The 14804-nt window shown below is 32.0% G+C and carries 19 protein-coding genes and 1 riboswitch; of the genes, 6 read left to right on the top strand and 13 right to left on the bottom strand.

Annotated features, from left to right (window positions below; genetic code table 11):
* Nucleotides 1–475 precede the first annotated feature (475 nt).
* Complete coding sequence (locus tag ACFFIX_RS19530; RefSeq protein ID WP_378937005.1) at nt 476–811, bottom strand: hypothetical protein; 336 nt, start codon at nt 809–811, stop codon at nt 476–478.
* Between the two features lie 683 nt (nt 812–1494).
* Here ACFFIX_RS19530 and ACFFIX_RS19525 point away from each other — a divergent pair.
* Nucleotides 1495–1722, top strand: coding sequence for a DUF5316 family protein (locus ACFFIX_RS19525; RefSeq protein ID WP_378937003.1), 228 nt, complete (start codon nt 1495–1497; stop codon nt 1720–1722).
* Between the two features lie 1229 nt (nt 1723–2951).
* Here the strand turns inward: ACFFIX_RS19525 and ACFFIX_RS19520 are convergent.
* The gene (locus ACFFIX_RS19520) at nt 2952–3299 is read right to left on the bottom strand and encodes a hypothetical protein (RefSeq protein WP_378937001.1); all 348 of its coding nucleotides are present in this window, start codon (nt 3297–3299) and stop codon (nt 2952–2954) included.
* A gap of 121 nt (nt 3300–3420) precedes the next feature.
* On the opposite strand from ACFFIX_RS19520, the gene ACFFIX_RS19515 reads away from it, so the two are divergent.
* Nucleotides 3421–3684: a hypothetical protein gene (locus tag ACFFIX_RS19515; RefSeq protein ID WP_378936999.1), complete on the top strand. Its 264-nt coding sequence runs from the start codon at nt 3421–3423 to the stop codon at nt 3682–3684.
* Nucleotides 3685–3738: 54 nt separating this feature from the next.
* On the opposite strand, the gene ACFFIX_RS19510 is transcribed toward ACFFIX_RS19515, so the two are convergent.
* The 11 genes from ACFFIX_RS19510 to ACFFIX_RS19460 form a co-directional block, all read right to left on the bottom strand.
* On the bottom strand, nt 3739–4284 hold the full coding sequence (locus tag ACFFIX_RS19510) for a hypothetical protein (protein ID WP_378936997.1): 546 nt from the start codon (nt 4282–4284) through the stop codon (nt 3739–3741).
* A 392-nt stretch (nt 4285–4676) separates the two neighbouring features.
* The gene (locus ACFFIX_RS19505; protein WP_378936995.1) at nt 4677–4928 is read right to left on the bottom strand and encodes a hypothetical protein; all 252 of its coding nucleotides are present in this window, start codon (nt 4926–4928) and stop codon (nt 4677–4679) included.
* 222 nt (nt 4929–5150) lie between these two features.
* On the bottom strand, nt 5151–5393 hold the full coding sequence (locus tag ACFFIX_RS19500) for a hypothetical protein (RefSeq protein ID WP_378936993.1): 243 nt from the start codon (nt 5391–5393) through the stop codon (nt 5151–5153).
* A 16-nt stretch (nt 5394–5409) separates the two neighbouring features.
* Nucleotides 5410–5823: a hypothetical protein gene (locus ACFFIX_RS19495; protein ID WP_378936991.1), complete on the bottom strand. Its 414-nt coding sequence runs from the start codon at nt 5821–5823 to the stop codon at nt 5410–5412.
* Entirely contained in the window at nt 5820–6353 is a 534-nt protein-coding gene (locus tag ACFFIX_RS19490; protein WP_378936989.1) for a hypothetical protein, read from the bottom strand. The genes ACFFIX_RS19495 and ACFFIX_RS19490 overlap by 4 nt, the downstream gene beginning before the upstream one ends.
* 406 nt (nt 6354–6759) lie before the next feature.
* Nucleotides 6760–7137, bottom strand: a complete 378-nt coding sequence (locus ACFFIX_RS19485; RefSeq protein WP_378936987.1) for a hypothetical protein — start codon at nt 7135–7137, stop codon at nt 6760–6762.
* A 243-nt stretch (nt 7138–7380) separates the two neighbouring features.
* Nucleotides 7381–7464, bottom strand: a riboswitch (cyclic di-GMP riboswitch).
* A gap of 8 nt (nt 7465–7472) precedes the next feature.
* The gene (locus ACFFIX_RS19480) at nt 7473–7697 is read right to left on the bottom strand and encodes a helix-turn-helix domain-containing protein (RefSeq protein ID WP_378936985.1); all 225 of its coding nucleotides are present in this window, start codon (nt 7695–7697) and stop codon (nt 7473–7475) included.
* 428 nt (nt 7698–8125) lie between these two features.
* Nucleotides 8126–8521: a GNAT family N-acetyltransferase gene (locus ACFFIX_RS19475; RefSeq protein ID WP_378936983.1), complete on the bottom strand. Its 396-nt coding sequence runs from the start codon at nt 8519–8521 to the stop codon at nt 8126–8128.
* Nucleotides 8522–8811: 290 nt separating this feature from the next.
* Nucleotides 8812–9231, bottom strand: coding sequence for an HNH endonuclease signature motif containing protein (locus ACFFIX_RS19470; protein ID WP_378936981.1), 420 nt, complete (start codon nt 9229–9231; stop codon nt 8812–8814).
* Nucleotides 9221–9727, bottom strand: a complete 507-nt coding sequence (locus tag ACFFIX_RS19465; protein ID WP_378936979.1) for an RNA-dependent RNA polymerase family protein — start codon at nt 9725–9727, stop codon at nt 9221–9223. The genes ACFFIX_RS19470 and ACFFIX_RS19465 overlap by 11 nt, the downstream gene beginning before the upstream one ends.
* 121 nt (nt 9728–9848) lie before the next feature.
* On the bottom strand, nt 9849–10001 hold the full coding sequence (locus ACFFIX_RS19460) for a hypothetical protein (RefSeq protein WP_378936977.1): 153 nt from the start codon (nt 9999–10001) through the stop codon (nt 9849–9851).
* 423 nt (nt 10002–10424) lie between these two features.
* Between ACFFIX_RS19460 and ACFFIX_RS19455 the strand changes: the two genes are divergently transcribed.
* The 4 genes from ACFFIX_RS19455 to ACFFIX_RS19440 all read left to right on the top strand — a co-directional run bounded on the left by ACFFIX_RS19455 (nt 10425) and on the right by ACFFIX_RS19440 (nt 14527).
* Nucleotides 10425–11297 carry a DNA-processing protein DprA gene (locus tag ACFFIX_RS19455; protein WP_378936975.1) on the top strand — a complete coding sequence of 291 codons (873 nt, stop codon included), beginning with the start codon at nt 10425–10427 and terminating at the stop codon, nt 11295–11297.
* A gap of 31 nt (nt 11298–11328) precedes the next feature.
* Nucleotides 11329–12477, top strand: a complete 1149-nt coding sequence (locus ACFFIX_RS19450) for a phosphoribosyltransferase (protein ID WP_378936973.1) — start codon at nt 11329–11331, stop codon at nt 12475–12477.
* Nucleotides 12478–12553: 76 nt separating this feature from the next.
* The gene (locus ACFFIX_RS19445) at nt 12554–13072 is read left to right on the top strand and encodes a hypothetical protein (RefSeq protein ID WP_378936970.1); all 519 of its coding nucleotides are present in this window, start codon (nt 12554–12556) and stop codon (nt 13070–13072) included.
* 768 nt (nt 13073–13840) lie between these two features.
* Entirely contained in the window at nt 13841–14527 is a 687-nt protein-coding gene (locus ACFFIX_RS19440) for a hypothetical protein (protein WP_378936968.1), read from the top strand.
* Nucleotides 14528–14804: the final 277 nt, after the last annotated feature.

The raw sequence follows: 14804 nt of genomic DNA, 5'->3' as shown, positions 1-14804 counted from the left end.
AACTACTTTTCGTAATATCTTTAAACGAATACCTGGGGGAATCTATAAGCTCGTTAAATAGTATAGGCAAGCGGTCATTGATTCTTTTATATTCATCTAACATGTAGGGCCTCCAGTGATTGCTAAAGAAGTTTCATATATTAATAGTAGAGCCAAAGAGTGATGTCCGCAATATGTATCCATAAAAAAAAGCCTATTAACGAACTAGGTTCTTGAATTAACTCTATTTAATTAAAAAAAAGAGAAATCAAACAATTCAACCTAAATTCTTATTTTTCCATTCGTCAAAAAATTTCTTAAAGTGTTTTATTTCATTTAAAGTAATTAAAATTAAGAATAGCATTATAAAGGTGACAATTTTCCTGTAAAATACGAAAGAAGAGCAATTACACCCATCCAAAGTTAAACAACACATACATAGTTTTCAATGAAAAAAGCCTAGCTAATGATAACTAGGCTTCAATATTAAATAGACTTATATTCTTCTTCTATTGCTAAACACTTCACTATTAAATACGACTTCATAAGCATTTTCTGCATTCCCTAAGCTCTTAGTTAGATCATTTACCATAAATTTAAGGAAACCATCTTTATCTACGAACTTTTTCATTTTTTCTAGATCATAATGAATATCAAAAGCTAGTTTTATAATTAGGTTTTTGTTATAAGAAGTATACATATTAGCATCTTCTTCATTAAACAATGTGGCTTTTGCAACATCTTGTACCCTGTATATACTTCCTTTTATAATAAATTGTTCTTTCTTAGTTACCTCTGTCGTATTAGCATCAATTAATACATATCTTTTCATTTTATTCTCCTCTATCGTTACTATTTTCAGATCACTAAAGTAAATTGGCCATTATCTTGCTCAACTAGCGGGTCCTCAAATTTTAGGTAGCAATCCTATACCAACAATGTACTTGGACTTCATTACATCCTTGTTTAATTATATCCATAGGGTGATTCTGAGTCTGATTCATCAAAAAACTGATAGCGACTTCACTTCTTCTCATTTTTAGATGATAAATAATTGTTTTCATTTATTTAATGCCATTAAAAAAATGCGTAGAGTTATTTTTTCAATCTTTTCTGCCAATTAAATTTTAAACCTATTATTTTTGAGATTATGTTTGAAAATTTTATCTAGGTGAATCAATAATTTCATAAACTTGAGCCCTACGGCTTAAGGATTCAAAACATTAAAAAAGGAGTACCTCCCCAAATGTCGAAATGAGCAAGTTACCACACCAACTCTTAGACTGGAGGAAGTCTCCCTTTGCCTTTTTATTCGACAAGGTTAGGACTATAAAACGATACGGTGCAAGTAAGATGAGTGTGAATTTTGTACCTTTTAAATATTTAGTAATTATGATATTCTCAAATTGTTGAGATTTCAGTTAATTTAACTCCTCATCGGGCAGTAACTTGAAACAATAATTATTGCTTAATTAAAAGGTGAAACAAGATAAGAAATTCTATCGTAAATAGTTTATGAACTGGAAGGGGAAAAAAATTTTGCGATTTTTTTTTATTGTCGGCGTAGTGGGTATTATTATTTCTGGTATTTTTATTGGAGCTTGGACAAATGGTCAACAACAAAGAGCAAATTTTCATTCTGAGACAGAAGTACATAGAAACTTTAGAACCAAAATAGCATTGATTTCTGCTATGGTAGGTCTAATATCTTTAGGGATTGCTGGAATTATTTATATTCTATGACAATTGGTTGGACATTTTAGGTGCGTTATTTTAATAATAAACAAAGAGATGTTTTTATAATTTACTTATTATTTAGCTTCTTAGAAAGGTGAATCTAACCTGTGTAATGAGGAAATTTTAAACAATCTTAGGTTACAATAAATCAAAGTTCATGCTTTGGAGTTATTGTAGCCTAATTTTCTTGTATTTTCAGATTTTATATAGCATGTTCGATATTCTTATAATACTCCATGTTAATTCAAGAGTTTACCTGCATTGCAATACCGAAACCCTTTTGTTGATAATTGGAAATGATAGATTTAAAACTTCGTTTCCCTTCTATCTTCACCTCTAGAAACACTCTAATAATCTTTAATCTTGAAGTTCAGTAACTTGTTAACACTCTTCCTTGAAGATCGAGGATAACCTCTCAGAACATGCTCCTGTGTATTATTTTCTATAACGTTATACTCCCAGTTTTCTATAATTTTCGTGACATTATTCTTATTTTGATTGTCAATAAAACCTTTTGCCAAAATTTACGTAAATATTAATAAGGAATAAACTCCGTTGGAACCCATTCATTTCGATTATCAATTGCTCCTTCAGTAACTAGAGCATGGACATGGGATTAAACCTCATATCCCTTCCAAAAGTATGAATAACCTTATAACACTACTTGTAAATCTCTTATCTTACTCTTTCTCTGAAAGTAAAATTGAAAAACTTGAGCTACTTCCTTACTAAGTTCATTTAGTTTTTTCGGTCATCAAAGACTATCTAGCGAGTTTCCTTTGGGATTGTGAAAACCATATGATAATGAGGAACATTTAATATTGTTTCTGTTGCTGTTCCGACGAAATTGTCGATGTAATTTTTTTCGAATTTATGACTAAAACGACTCTTTCTGTTTAAAACAGACAAATTTTGGAGGTGGATTTCAAACACAACCTAAGCATTTATACTTAGCATTACCTACATCACTCTTTCCACAACGATTAGCCTTTTGAACGGTTTCTTTTTATTGTGATCACTAAAAGTACCGGATAGATTTCCGAATTCATAGTCCAATAACCATCGAAATCATCATTTGAAATTTATTTATAAAATACGAACATTATACCGAACAATTACCGACAAAACGATATTGGTAAACAACAAAAAAGATCAGTTAAGCATACTTAACTGATCTAACAGTTGTACAAACGTATTCTACTGAATAGGTTTGTACATACGAAAGAATATAAACATTATTTATTATAACTTTTCAAAAAATCAAAAAGGCTAGCTTCACTATAAGTTTTATAGACTATTTCTTTATTATTAAATACAACGTACGCTGGTTTATTTTTTAAACCTAAATCATATTTGTCATCTTTAATATCTAATGTAGTTGACTGATATACTTTTGTAATTAGTTTTTCTATTCCTTGTGCTTCAATCTCTTCAATGGAAGAGTTGTTTAGACTATAATCAACTATTAAAATTGATAAAGTATCTTCATCATCTGAAAGAAAATTTTTATATCCTTTTTCTGAACCATTCGCACATGCTGATAAGAGTAAAATAACACTAAAAAAGGTTAACAGTATTCTCATATATGTCCTCAATTCAAAAGATAATAATAATGTACTACTTATCTATTTCAGAATATATTTTTAATAAAAAGATTCTAAGGTATAAATAAATGTAAACTTAACTTCAAACATTCTTTATAGAATGCGACAAGATACTGATAAAGAGTATGAAGTTCCGTTTATTACCGCTGTTGAAGTTGAGGTTGCACCGACCCAACCTTCCCAAACAGGATACCAACTATCAGGAGCATCAAATCTTTGGTTACTATTGCTTGATGGGTACACAGTTTTTATTTCAGTACTGTTATATTTATCCCCCCAATGTGATTTTCCTCTTTGCTCCATTTTTAGTTTTCTATTGGAGACAAATGAACCAGAACCAGTTGTCCACCAGGTTTCTACATAATTCATGTCCACACTATCAACCATGTTTGGATATGTATCAACATGCCAATAAACTCTAACGTAGCCCTTTTACATTCCCCACCCATTTCTCTGCAGTTTGTCCTTCTGTAGGGGATGAGGCATATGCTTTTGAAGGAAACTGAAATAAACCTATAAAGTGAGTAACAATTCCATCCCAAAAACCAAGAGTATCAGTACTAACAACGTTGTCAGAGAGCGTTGATTGGTCCACATTCACTTCTGCAATGGTTACAAACTCAGAAACAAGTTTATCCTGGTTCTTTTCATCTTTAACTTTTTTTACTTCTAAGAGCTGAGTTGCTTGTTTATTAAGTACCTTTGAAACTTTACCACTATTATTTTCTTTTAATTCTCCTTCAATAATTCCTTTAGGAATTTTAATTTCATGTCCTTCTACTATGAATGTATCTTTCTTGTTTTTAGCAAAGAAATTTTCTGTATTATTTATTTCCTCTTCCTTAAATAGAACCTTTTCAACTTTATTTGTTTGAGCTCCCACTTTGTTATCAAGTCCAATGTTAGTAAAAGGAACCAAAAATAATAAACAAAAAATAGAAAGAACTTTTATTAACTTATTCATGACTTCTATCCCTTCGGTTTAATGAAACTTTAATAGACTAATATTAGAGAATCAGCAATTTTATATTTATTTTATGGAATTACGAACCGGTTCTTCAAAAATATACCATAATATGAATTAGATTGAAATGTTTTTTTGATATTTAATAACTTTTCTTATTCGATCTTTTTCTTTTCCATTCTTTAGATAGAGGGAGTCTCTCTTTTAAAGGAAAAAAAGTCTTCTTAAACACTTAAAAACAACGAAGAAAAAGTGAACAAGGCAAATTCAAGTGCTGAATATATATACTTAGATTAACCTTTAGCAGAACAATTATAAGAATGCCTGAGTAATTTCCCTGTTTAATCAGATAAAGGAACATTACTCAACCAACAGGATTTTATTTTCTCTAATCAATCGGATGGGCGTTTTTCATCAGAACTAGATAATTGTTCCCTCATTGTTTTCTGGATCATTTGCACTCTGTTTTTTATGTTCTTTAAGGATGGGTATGTTCCCAACTTCATTAACCTTTGCATAATAATCGCAGCGTTTGGGATTTCTTCAAATAAAGATCTATCGGTTCGAGAACAAAGCTTACAACGCTTTAATTCAAAATTCACACCATCCACATTAAAATTACAATTTTCACAACTCTTATTCATTTTTTTCCTCCCAATATGCTCCCGATCTAGTATAGGGAGCATAGAATGATTTGACTCCCACTAGAAAGGGTTATATTGAGATTTATTTTGTTTTTTTAGGGAAACATTTATAGCAAATAACATCAGGATCATTTACTTTCCCGCAATAACCACAAGGTTCTAATTTTAAGTAACTTTTAATTAGATAAGTAATATCAATAAATGTTTGTGATTTAGTCATCTTCATTGAGCCACGGTTACCTTTGATGATTGACGAATGGTTGCATTCAAGATTGAAATATTCTTAGCATCCTTGTATGCAACCTCAATACAAATACAACCTGCACTACCGCAAAACTCTAACTGATAAACATAACCTAATTTTCGATCTAAACGAATAAAATCACCGTTTTCCTTAATCATTTTGAACAATCTTTCTTTCATCAACGAAGTACGAAATATTTCGTTTATGTTGTTTAATAACATATGAATCTCTCCCTGTTTATGCATAATGTTTTACAGTGTTTAATAAATCAGTACTATGAATTAATATCTGATTTCCATAACGTAAGTTTAATAGTTGCTGCGCATGCGCTTCATCAACTGCAGAAGTAATAAATGAAATTCTTCTGTTGCTGTAACGTGTCATGCTAAATAGGTGTTTATACAGTCTTTTTTCAGGTAGAGTATTACCATCAAAAAATTCATATTGAGGTAATAAAGAAGTGACTATACTTGTTTTAATTCTGGTAGGAGCTTCAAATGGATTCCTTCCAGTAATAATTAAGTAAGCTGGGTAACCTAAAAGTAACTGAAAAATAAACGCATTACCCTGCGCAACAATTTCATCGTTTCTTAGTACAAATCCATCACCAATGGTGTATTTTGAGTTTTTAGTATGGAAATCTACGATCATACCGCTACACCTTCTTGATGGAATGAAAAAAGATCGAAATCATTAGGTAATAATTCATCCCTTAATGTTTCAATCTCTTTTAGACACTCTATTAATTTTAGTTGTTTGCCTTTGGTAGTTCGGATCTGTAGCTGTAAAGAATCATTTACGACTACACAATTAACTCTCCCTTTTTGAAATAGTCCCCTGATATCTAAAGTTTGGAATGACATCCTTCTATTAAGGTCATTTATCCAATCAGTAGACTTCATTTTTGAATGTGATAGTTCATATTCAATTCCTATAATTCTAGGAGATAACCAACCTAGAGAAGAATCAAACAGATAAATCCCACCATCAATAGCACCGTTAAAATAAACACGATATCCCTTAGATGAATCCCTTGATTGGTTTTTGAAAGGCTCAATGCGAAAAACATGGCCGTCAACATACCACTCATATCCATCTTTCTTTGCAACAAAGCGCAATCCTTTAAGAGCCTTTTCTAAATCTTCTGGAGTAATTGATGCAAAACATGTAAGTTTAAACATGGCAATCCTCTTCATGTACTTGTTCAAGACATAGGTCAGAACAATATTTTTTTCCCCTTAGAAGGATCATTAACTCACAATAACCCAAACATATACTACAATCTAAATTCATCAAAAAACACCCTTTCTTAAAGTCTAGTAACCTTATAACTCCACCCATAAAGAACACCTAATTAAACTTGCTACACCTCCTAAACAACGCAAAAAAGAGCCTTTAGGCGTGGTTTCATAAAGAAAAAACCAGCCCAAAGGCTCTGAACGTTTAATGTAATCCCGCTAACTCATGAAGAGTTGCTAACAAAATAAAAACAAAAATAAAATACAATTAAAGTGTATCATAGTGTGTATAATTTGAAAACAAAAAAAGCGATGGGCTCTCCATCACTTAAGACTTGTATATATAGTATTAGTTAATTATTTTAATAACATCCTCTGAGATAGCAAATAAATCTTCATTATAAGTTGATAGAAGGTATTGGAGCTGCTCAAGACTAATTTTGTATCCTTCTTTAATTATACCTAGTTCTGACAAGTTTTCTACAAACGAGTGTGGGTAATTACTAAAGGATAATTCCCTTGAATCAGATGCAAGTATCTCATTTCCCTTTTGCACTTCTGTCCCCTGAACCATTGTAGATTCTTCCATCAAAGCTACTAGCTCTACAAAAAGATCTCCATCAACAACAAAAAAAGTTCTACGGAAGAAATACTCCTTTTTGCTAGATACATGTATGCTATTTAATTCTAGTTCACACTTAGCTTTTAATGGTTCATTTTGTTGCATAAAAACACCCCACAAGTATATATCTATATTCTTCGTATTTATAATTAGTTTTTTAATGGTACAACACTAGTTTAGATCATATTAATATAAATAAAATACGAATATTGTAGAATCCCATAATTTATTTTAAAAAAAGTGAAAAGTAATACTAATTTATATTTCCACTAATTATTAATATAACCTCTTTTTTTAGTAATTAAACATTTATTAAAGAATGATACACAAAAAAGCCTAATATTTTAAAAATATTTAGGCCGGTTGCACTAGTTGCTCCAGAATATTTAAGTGCCCACATAAGAATATTCCTTCATTGCATTCCAAATTCACAAAAAAATTTAATCAAAATCTAATAGACTACCCATCCTGACACCTAACGCTTTAGCAAGGGCATAGATGTTTTCTAAGGATAAATTACGTTGGCCCCTTTCTACATCACTAATATACGTTCGGTGTAATCCTGTTATATCTCCAAGTTCTTCTTGAGATATGTTTCTGATCATTCGATAATGTCTGACTTTTAATCCAAACTGCTTTTTCACATCAATTGTACCCTTCATCATAGTAATTATTTTACTTTCAATTCCTTCTGACTTCTACAGACTATAAGTTACATTTTGGAAAAACAATACATATACTTATAATTATTCCCTAATTATAGTTATATTTCCCTAATTATAAATAAGGTCTGATTAACGTATTAATTAATGTTAAGCACGAAATAAGGGTATAAAGATCTACTTTTGGTAATTGTACCATAATTTTCTATATTGATTTTAGAAATTTCAGCAATTGTTGCTTTAAAATAAAGTTTGATCAAACTGATGCTAATAACCTTGATATAAAAGCAAATAAAAAGAGTATGTTTTGAAAAAAGATTAATCAAAACATGCTCTTATAGTATTTTATCGGTTTATTTTTTTATAAAAAACTTTGATCATTTTCTACCTTTAATCTTCAACAATCGCGCCTTTTCGTTGAGTAAGGCTTTTTACTTATATGATTGCCATACTCCTCCTGAACCAATTGTAAAGCCACATTTTTTATAAAAGTTCTTTTTATTTTCCTCATATGTAACTGTTACAATTCCTAATCCAAAACGTTCAGACTCTCTTAATAATTCCTTTACCAACTTAACTCCAATTCCTTTCCCTTGGTACTTAGGATGAACCATTATATCTTCCATATAACCGTGTTCTAAGCCCATTCCACAAACATAACCAAAAGCAATTAGTTTATTATTTTTATCTCTTACCCCAGCCCAGAAATTACAACGCTCAAACAAAGTCGGGAAATCTGTATCTCGTCTACCCCAACCAACAAGTTCTCTTAATTCTGGCACTTCATTATTAGATATTGGAATGTTAATAATCACTTTATAGTTCATTTTTATTCCTCTCTTCATTCACCTACAATAGAACTCTATCTATGCTAGTTTCTATATGGTTAAGTCTTACTCCTTCTTCTACAAAGGTTTTATAAATGATTAAATACCAAGAAAAATGGACTGCTTAAACAGTCCATCGTTGTTCAATTATTGTTTGCAATAGGTAAGCGTTTGATGTTATCTCCAGCTTTCCCCTGCTCCGCACGAAGCATGCTAGTTTCCCAGCACTTCGCGTTCCATCTAACGAAATGTACTAGATCATAAGTTCCTCGTTACTCATAGATTGGAAATTAAATCCGTTCAAGTTCACACTTTTCACGGTACTTGTTGATCTTATCAACCATAATCTTGGTGATACCAAGTCTATTTATGAGAACGTTAATCGCCTCTTTGTCTGTATGATGGATCAATTTGTGCACCTCCTTGTGGAGGATTCGTAAATTGTGAAATGTATCGGTTCCTCCCAGGTGCAACGGGATATAATGGTGACAGTGTACTTCAAGGGCAGACAAATCGATGCCTGTAATTTCACATTTCCCCATTTTCATACTGTACCGACTTATCCGATTATCCATATATTCGACACTTCGGTTCGGGATCCTCGATTTCATGAGAAAGCCAATCTCTCGTTCGATATCTGGACGAATCTTCTGGTGTATTCGCTCTCTTCCTTCCACTGTATAAGGTATAAGCTTTGGACTAAAATTCATTGTATTTACCGTTTTTACATCGGCCAGAGGAAACAAACAGATACACATTGGCAATTTTGAACGTTTTAAAACCCAAGCTGTACAATTTTTTATATGTTGGCGGTGGGTTGGCTGGGTGTTCATATTTCCCGACTGGTTTGAGACGATTATATACGAAGGCTTGCAGATCATAGGCAAGACGTGAAAACTCTGGATTGACATGTGTTGCCCTTTTGAAATAATGATGGATGCCCGAGACAAAACTATTGAAAAGTAGCGCATTTAAGGCAGAGGGTGATGCTTTTATTCTTCGAATGTGTTCTTTGGCTTCTTTCTTGATTTTCTGCCTTTTATCAGCTTTAATACCTGTATGCGCAACTCTCTTTTTGCCCTTCTTATTTGCACGTATAGTAAAGCCTAGGAATTCGGATTCTCGTTTTCGTAGATTCACAACTTGTGATTTTTCCGGCGAAATATCGAGTTTTAAACGGGGTTTCAGGAAACATGGTTCCATCATTCCCATTCTCCGGAAGTTAATCTAGTAAACTTCCTGTATTTTCACACTGTAAAGTGTTTATTACAGAACTTGTCGCGCGCGCCCGATTGTTGAAAATAACTTATCCTTTTTATCCCTTAAGTTAAAATAAATTTTTGATTAAACGTATTATCATTCTTGGAATAAAGAATAAGATTCTCCAAGCTACTTCAAAGAAGATTGAATCACGAATTTCAATGAGTATGCTTTTTAGAATGCCTTCTTTTTTCTTTTTACTTATTTTTCCCTTTTTCATCTTAATTTTCACCTGAACTTTATATGGTTTTATAAAACTAAGGGTTATTCTTTAGATAACCAAAAAGGTACTTAGTCCTTCTTGAAGATAAGCTCCCGATTGTTGAAGATTCATTTTACTGTATACACTTTGATTTATGTTAAGTAGTAATTACAAACAGGAGTTAAATTACTCCTGTTTTCTAAACCCTATAGTTACTAACTGAAATTCTGTAATATACCTTACTTATATTTATTAACGATAACACCATTGATAATATAGTATAATATTCCTAGTAATAACTATAAATTTTAATAGAAGTGGAATAAATGAAAATACAATTTATATGCCCAACTTGCGGTAAATTAATCAGTTGATAAGGATATTTCCGGATCAAAATAGGTAATATTGGGATTCTTATTTCATACTGGAAAGGAGGATTTAATGAACTTCAAAGATTCGATTTTTGTTTTATATGACCTAGGTATTTCATTGGCTGGATTAAGTAAATTATACCGAGAAGCTAATGAAGTGCAGTTAAAGGAGATTCTAAATGGGGATTTTTTAAATGTCCAATTCTCACTCGGAGCTTTTAATGATAAGGATATTGAATTACTTTCTTCAATGGATTCTATTGATAAAAGCAAAACCTATATATCTAGTCTGTTAACCGAGTACTCGAAAAAAGAAATTCAATATTTTTCGTATTACGATGAAGAATATCCTAAATTGTTAAAAGGAATTCCATCACCTCCTTTTTTTATTTTTACAAAGGGAAATCTTAGTTTATTAAAAAATAATTTTATATGTTCAATTGTCGGTACAAGAAACCCAACAGGTCAAACATTAAAACAAATAGAACAGACTGTTTATGAACTGGTTTCTGCTGATGTAGTAATAGCAAGTGGATTAGCTTTAGGAACTGATATTCATGCACATAGAAGTACGTTGAAAAACAAGGGAAAAACAATAGCTGTACTTCCTTCACCTATAGATAATATAACTCCTACAAGTCATAAGTCTGACGCAAACGAGATAATAGAGAAAAATGGTCTTCTAATCAGCGAGTTCTATAAGAATGAAGCATATTTTAAGAAAACTAATTATATTAATCGCAACAGAATCATTTCTGGTTTAAGTAATGCGGTATTAATAGCAGAGTGTTCTGAGAAAAGTGGTACCATGCATACTGCACGATTTGCATATAAACAAAATAGACCACTATATTGTTTTAATAATGAATCTACTGGTGTTCGAAAAATTCTTGATAGTAATAACGCAAGGGTTTATAGGAACATAAATGATTTACCTGTCTAATTATTTCTGCTTATAAAGGGGCGGTATTCCTGTGGAAAAGTATGTAGTGTTAACTAGACTTACAGTTTTTGATGAAAATTTTGAGATGTATGAGGGTATATATGAACTTTTATGTTCCTTAAATGAAGACGGTCATAATCTAATTGTAATTTCGCATGATCAACACAGTCTTATTATTATGAAGAAAATCTTTCGAGAAACATTTAATTTTGAAATTAGTTGTGTATTTCGTAGAGATATTAGAGAAAACATCGATGAATCAAATGCAAAGGATTATATTTTAATTGGGAGCAGTGACGATGATTTAATTTTAGCTGCTAATAAAAGAATATTAATTATCAACCCAGGATGGAGTATTAAACAAGATGAGAAGCCAGCACGCTATGGAATTACACTTGAAAGACCTAACCAGTTATTTGAAGCAATTAGACTGATTGCAAATCAAAATAGATGGTACTTCAAATTAGATGTTGGAAAGAATGCTACTGTTTTAGCGTTAACTTCTGCTAATACGATGAATCGAGATGTTCGATACTCAGAACGTGAAATTTTAGATGGATTCGAAAACCTACTAAAATCTGGGGATAGAAAGTATATCAATACTCTATATTTCCACTTAATTTCTGGAGTCATGAAAAGCTCAGAATTACGTAATGTAGAATTGTGGGGAACATTCCCATCTTCAAGTTCTTCAATTAATGAAGAGTTAGAAGAACTAAAAGAAAGATGTCGTTATTTAACAGGAAGAAGAATGACGCAGCCTTTATTTATTAGACATACTCCTGCAGAAAAAAGTCACTATACAGTTCATGCTACCCGACTTAGTCAAGGTTGTACAAAACACTTCGACTCGATAATATTAAATCCATACTACAATTCTAGCAGGATTCGAGGTAAAGTAGTTTGTGTGATTGATGACTATCTTACAAATGGTATATCGTTTGAAACAGCTAGAAATTTATTATTACAAGCTGGTGCAAGTAAAGTAATCTTATTAGCGTTAGGTCGATATAAAAGAGGTGCTGGGGGAATCTATCAACACGAAGTATATAATTTAACAGGTAGAATCAATAGGGCTGGTTATAATTATCAACTTGTTTCTAGAAATAATCTAGTTGGAACATATGACCCGGGAGCAAGAGATGAAGTAAGTCGGATTTATGAAATTTTAAACGATTAGTTGTTGACAATATAAAGTGCCTGTTTATTATAAGGTTCTTTTTCCATTTAAAGGTAGATTGAAGGAGAATTAAGAAATGCCCGAAGTAAAAGACTGGATCACCTACGTTTTGACAGCCGTTAGCATACTTGTGACAGCATGGTTTAGCTTTCGGGTGTTAAAAGCTACTGAAGCGACGAATGAGGTTACGAAAGCGACACTTTATTTAAGTAAGGAAATAGCTTTAAGGGAAGAAATGAGAAAAAAGGAATTTAATAAGATTATGAGAAAGCAATATATCTTAAAAATTCTAAAGGAATCAAAATTAGCTCATGATGCTTTAGTAGATACAGATTCTCGTAATATTTATAATAATTTAAAGAATGCACCAAAGAGTTTAAGTGTAGATATTCAGGAATTAGCAAGTTATTTCGAATACGAGGAGATAGAAAAAATAAAAAGAGCTTGGAATACATATAGTTATTACCTAGATAATTATTATAAAGAAGAAGGATATTCGGGGAACGGTATGAATTTATTACCTACTCATGCAGGTTCCGTTATAAGTGAATTTCATTTTTTGATGGAGTATTTGAAAAACTTATCTACGGATTAAATTAAAAGTCGCTCACGGAGTGACTTTTAATTTAAAGAAAGAAAAAACAGTCAAACGGCGTCTCCTCTGCGTACCTTCTCCTGTTGTGTACTTTTACGAACGGATAAAGAACACCTTTCTTGAACAACCCTAATCGAACAATTTCATGCCTGTATTTCCTAAACTCTAAACTGTTTTAAAAGGGTATACTCAAAATGAACACACTCTTCAATAGCAGCTGTTCGACAAACTTCAAGTTCTTAGCTAATTCATCTAATAAACACATCGATTTACTTTATCTTCAAGGTTTTTCATCCTTAAACATTTTCAGATTGATTAACATTAATACAATCTTAAGGTTAATATTGATCATTACTCTACATTAAGGCTTATCTTTCATTAAGTTCCTCTTGCTGTTGAAAATAAAAAAGGCTTTACTTCTTATTAAAGAAAAGCGCCCGTTCGTTGAAGATCGACAATATTATTAAAGGCTGTTGAAGCCTGCTCATGCTTATTGAACTACCGTTAGTTTAATATTTCACTTTTGGAAATCTGCCATCTTCCAGTTCTACCTAATAAACCGTGTCCATAAACATATTAATTTTCTCCTTTGTAAGGATCAGTTTAATCATAAAACTTTTCAAGTGCTTTTTATTTAAGGACTATTCTGGAATTTGCAAAACAGCATAGGTAATCGGAAAAATGTTTATAGGTGGATAAATCTTACCTTTTTGGTTAAAAGTATAGGTGCAATTGATACTAATAAAAAAATCAAGGAGATGCTATAAAATGGATAATCATACTCTCGCTAACCTAGCAAAGTCAGTTATGTCTTATAAAGTACTTCTTACCGAGGTAACTCCAATGAAGGGAATGGAGCCCCAAAAACTTGCTACATCATTAGGACTAGCATCTTACCCATTAAACTCGGATATGTCATCTAAAGTATACCGAGTGGTAGGGATTGATGGTCAACATCTAGATTGTCAAAGCACAAAGCTCATTGCCACCTCTCTTCACCCAGAACCAACAGAATTAAAGTGTGAGAATGAAAAAGTATTTTCTCTCCTGATTCCAAAATCAGACAACGTACCGTTTGTTGAGCTTTCCTGGCACCATTCACTACTGCAAAGAATTACTCATGGAAACGTAGGATCTCTAGTAGATTATACCGAGTATAATAAGATCATAAACAGGAGATCCAATGTTTATACAGATGTCTGGTTAGAGTACGAATCGCGTAACGTAGGCAATAAGCATGAATTCATAGCTGACCAAATACTTGGGAACGAGACACATACTAAACTCTTGGATACCTTCAGCCCACAGATTCATAGAGTCCAACTCAGATATGACATAAACGGTGTAGAACATAAAAGTAGAATTTGGGTTCATCCCGAATATTTCCCAAATTTGATTTGGGAAAACACACCAGAAGAAGGATTTGCCCCAAAAGGCGGTATTAGGATCGATTAAAATACCTCCAGAAAGGGGATAAGAAGTATCATACTTTCATTAGGATGATCGATTTGATCTTCACTTTGAATCACTACTTAATACATGGACAATGATTGTTTTGTTAATTAAATCGCGCATTACTTCATACAAAGGGTGCGCGTTCTTCCACTTTACTCCCCTATAGCAAATAAGCCTTATTCATACGAATAGGTAAGGGTTTGACGTTATCGCTCCCTTTTCCCTTCGTTCACACCGTACATGAAACTTTCATCTCATACGGCGTTCTAACTAATCC

The organism is Metabacillus herbersteinensis (genome assembly GCF_042433335.1).
Classification (GTDB): domain Bacteria; phylum Bacillota; class Bacilli; order Bacillales; family Bacillaceae; genus Metabacillus; species Metabacillus herbersteinensis.
The sequence above is the reverse complement of the archived record's forward strand: the minus strand, read 5'-3'. Positions and strand labels throughout refer to the sequence as shown.

Bases quoted from the DNA above. Each gene is read 5' to 3' on its own strand.
- ACFFIX_RS19530 (WP_378937005.1), bottom strand. From the start codon at position 811: ATGAAAAGATATGTATTAATTGATGCTAATACGACAGAGGTAACTAAG.
- ACFFIX_RS19525 (WP_378937003.1), top strand. From the start codon at position 1,495: ATGAACTGGAAGGGGAAAAAAATTTTGCGATTTTTTTTTATTGTCGGC.
- ACFFIX_RS19520 (WP_378937001.1), bottom strand. From the start codon at position 3,299: ATGAGAATACTGTTAACCTTTTTTAGTGTTATTTTACTCTTATCAGCA.
- ACFFIX_RS19515 (WP_378936999.1), top strand. From the start codon at position 3,421: ATGCGACAAGATACTGATAAAGAGTATGAAGTTCCGTTTATTACCGCT.
- ACFFIX_RS19510 (WP_378936997.1), bottom strand. From the start codon at position 4,284: ATGAATAAGTTAATAAAAGTTCTTTCTATTTTTTGTTTATTATTTTTG.
- ACFFIX_RS19505 (WP_378936995.1), bottom strand. From the start codon at position 4,928: ATGAATAAGAGTTGTGAAAATTGTAATTTTAATGTGGATGGTGTGAAT.
- ACFFIX_RS19500 (WP_378936993.1), bottom strand. From the start codon at position 5,393: ATGTTATTAAACAACATAAACGAAATATTTCGTACTTCGTTGATGAAA.
- ACFFIX_RS19495 (WP_378936991.1), bottom strand. From the start codon at position 5,823: ATGATCGTAGATTTCCATACTAAAAACTCAAAATACACCATTGGTGAT.
- ACFFIX_RS19490 (WP_378936989.1), bottom strand. From the start codon at position 6,353: ATGTTTAAACTTACATGTTTTGCATCAATTACTCCAGAAGATTTAGAA.
- ACFFIX_RS19485 (WP_378936987.1), bottom strand. From the start codon at position 7,137: ATGCAACAAAATGAACCATTAAAAGCTAAGTGTGAACTAGAATTAAAT.
- ACFFIX_RS19480 (WP_378936985.1), bottom strand. From the start codon at position 7,697: ATGATGAAGGGTACAATTGATGTGAAAAAGCAGTTTGGATTAAAAGTC.
- ACFFIX_RS19475 (WP_378936983.1), bottom strand. From the start codon at position 8,521: ATGAACTATAAAGTGATTATTAACATTCCAATATCTAATAATGAAGTG.
- ACFFIX_RS19470 (WP_378936981.1), bottom strand. From the start codon at position 9,231: ATGAATTTTAGTCCAAAGCTTATACCTTATACAGTGGAAGGAAGAGAG.
- ACFFIX_RS19465 (WP_378936979.1), bottom strand. From the start codon at position 9,727: ATGATGGAACCATGTTTCCTGAAACCCCGTTTAAAACTCGATATTTCG.
- ACFFIX_RS19460 (WP_378936977.1), bottom strand. From the start codon at position 10,001: ATGAAAAAGGGAAAAATAAGTAAAAAGAAAAAAGAAGGCATTCTAAAA.
- ACFFIX_RS19455 (WP_378936975.1), top strand. From the start codon at position 10,425: ATGAACTTCAAAGATTCGATTTTTGTTTTATATGACCTAGGTATTTCA.
- ACFFIX_RS19445 (WP_378936970.1), top strand. From the start codon at position 12,554: ATGCCCGAAGTAAAAGACTGGATCACCTACGTTTTGACAGCCGTTAGC.
- ACFFIX_RS19440 (WP_378936968.1), top strand. From the start codon at position 13,841: ATGGATAATCATACTCTCGCTAACCTAGCAAAGTCAGTTATGTCTTAT.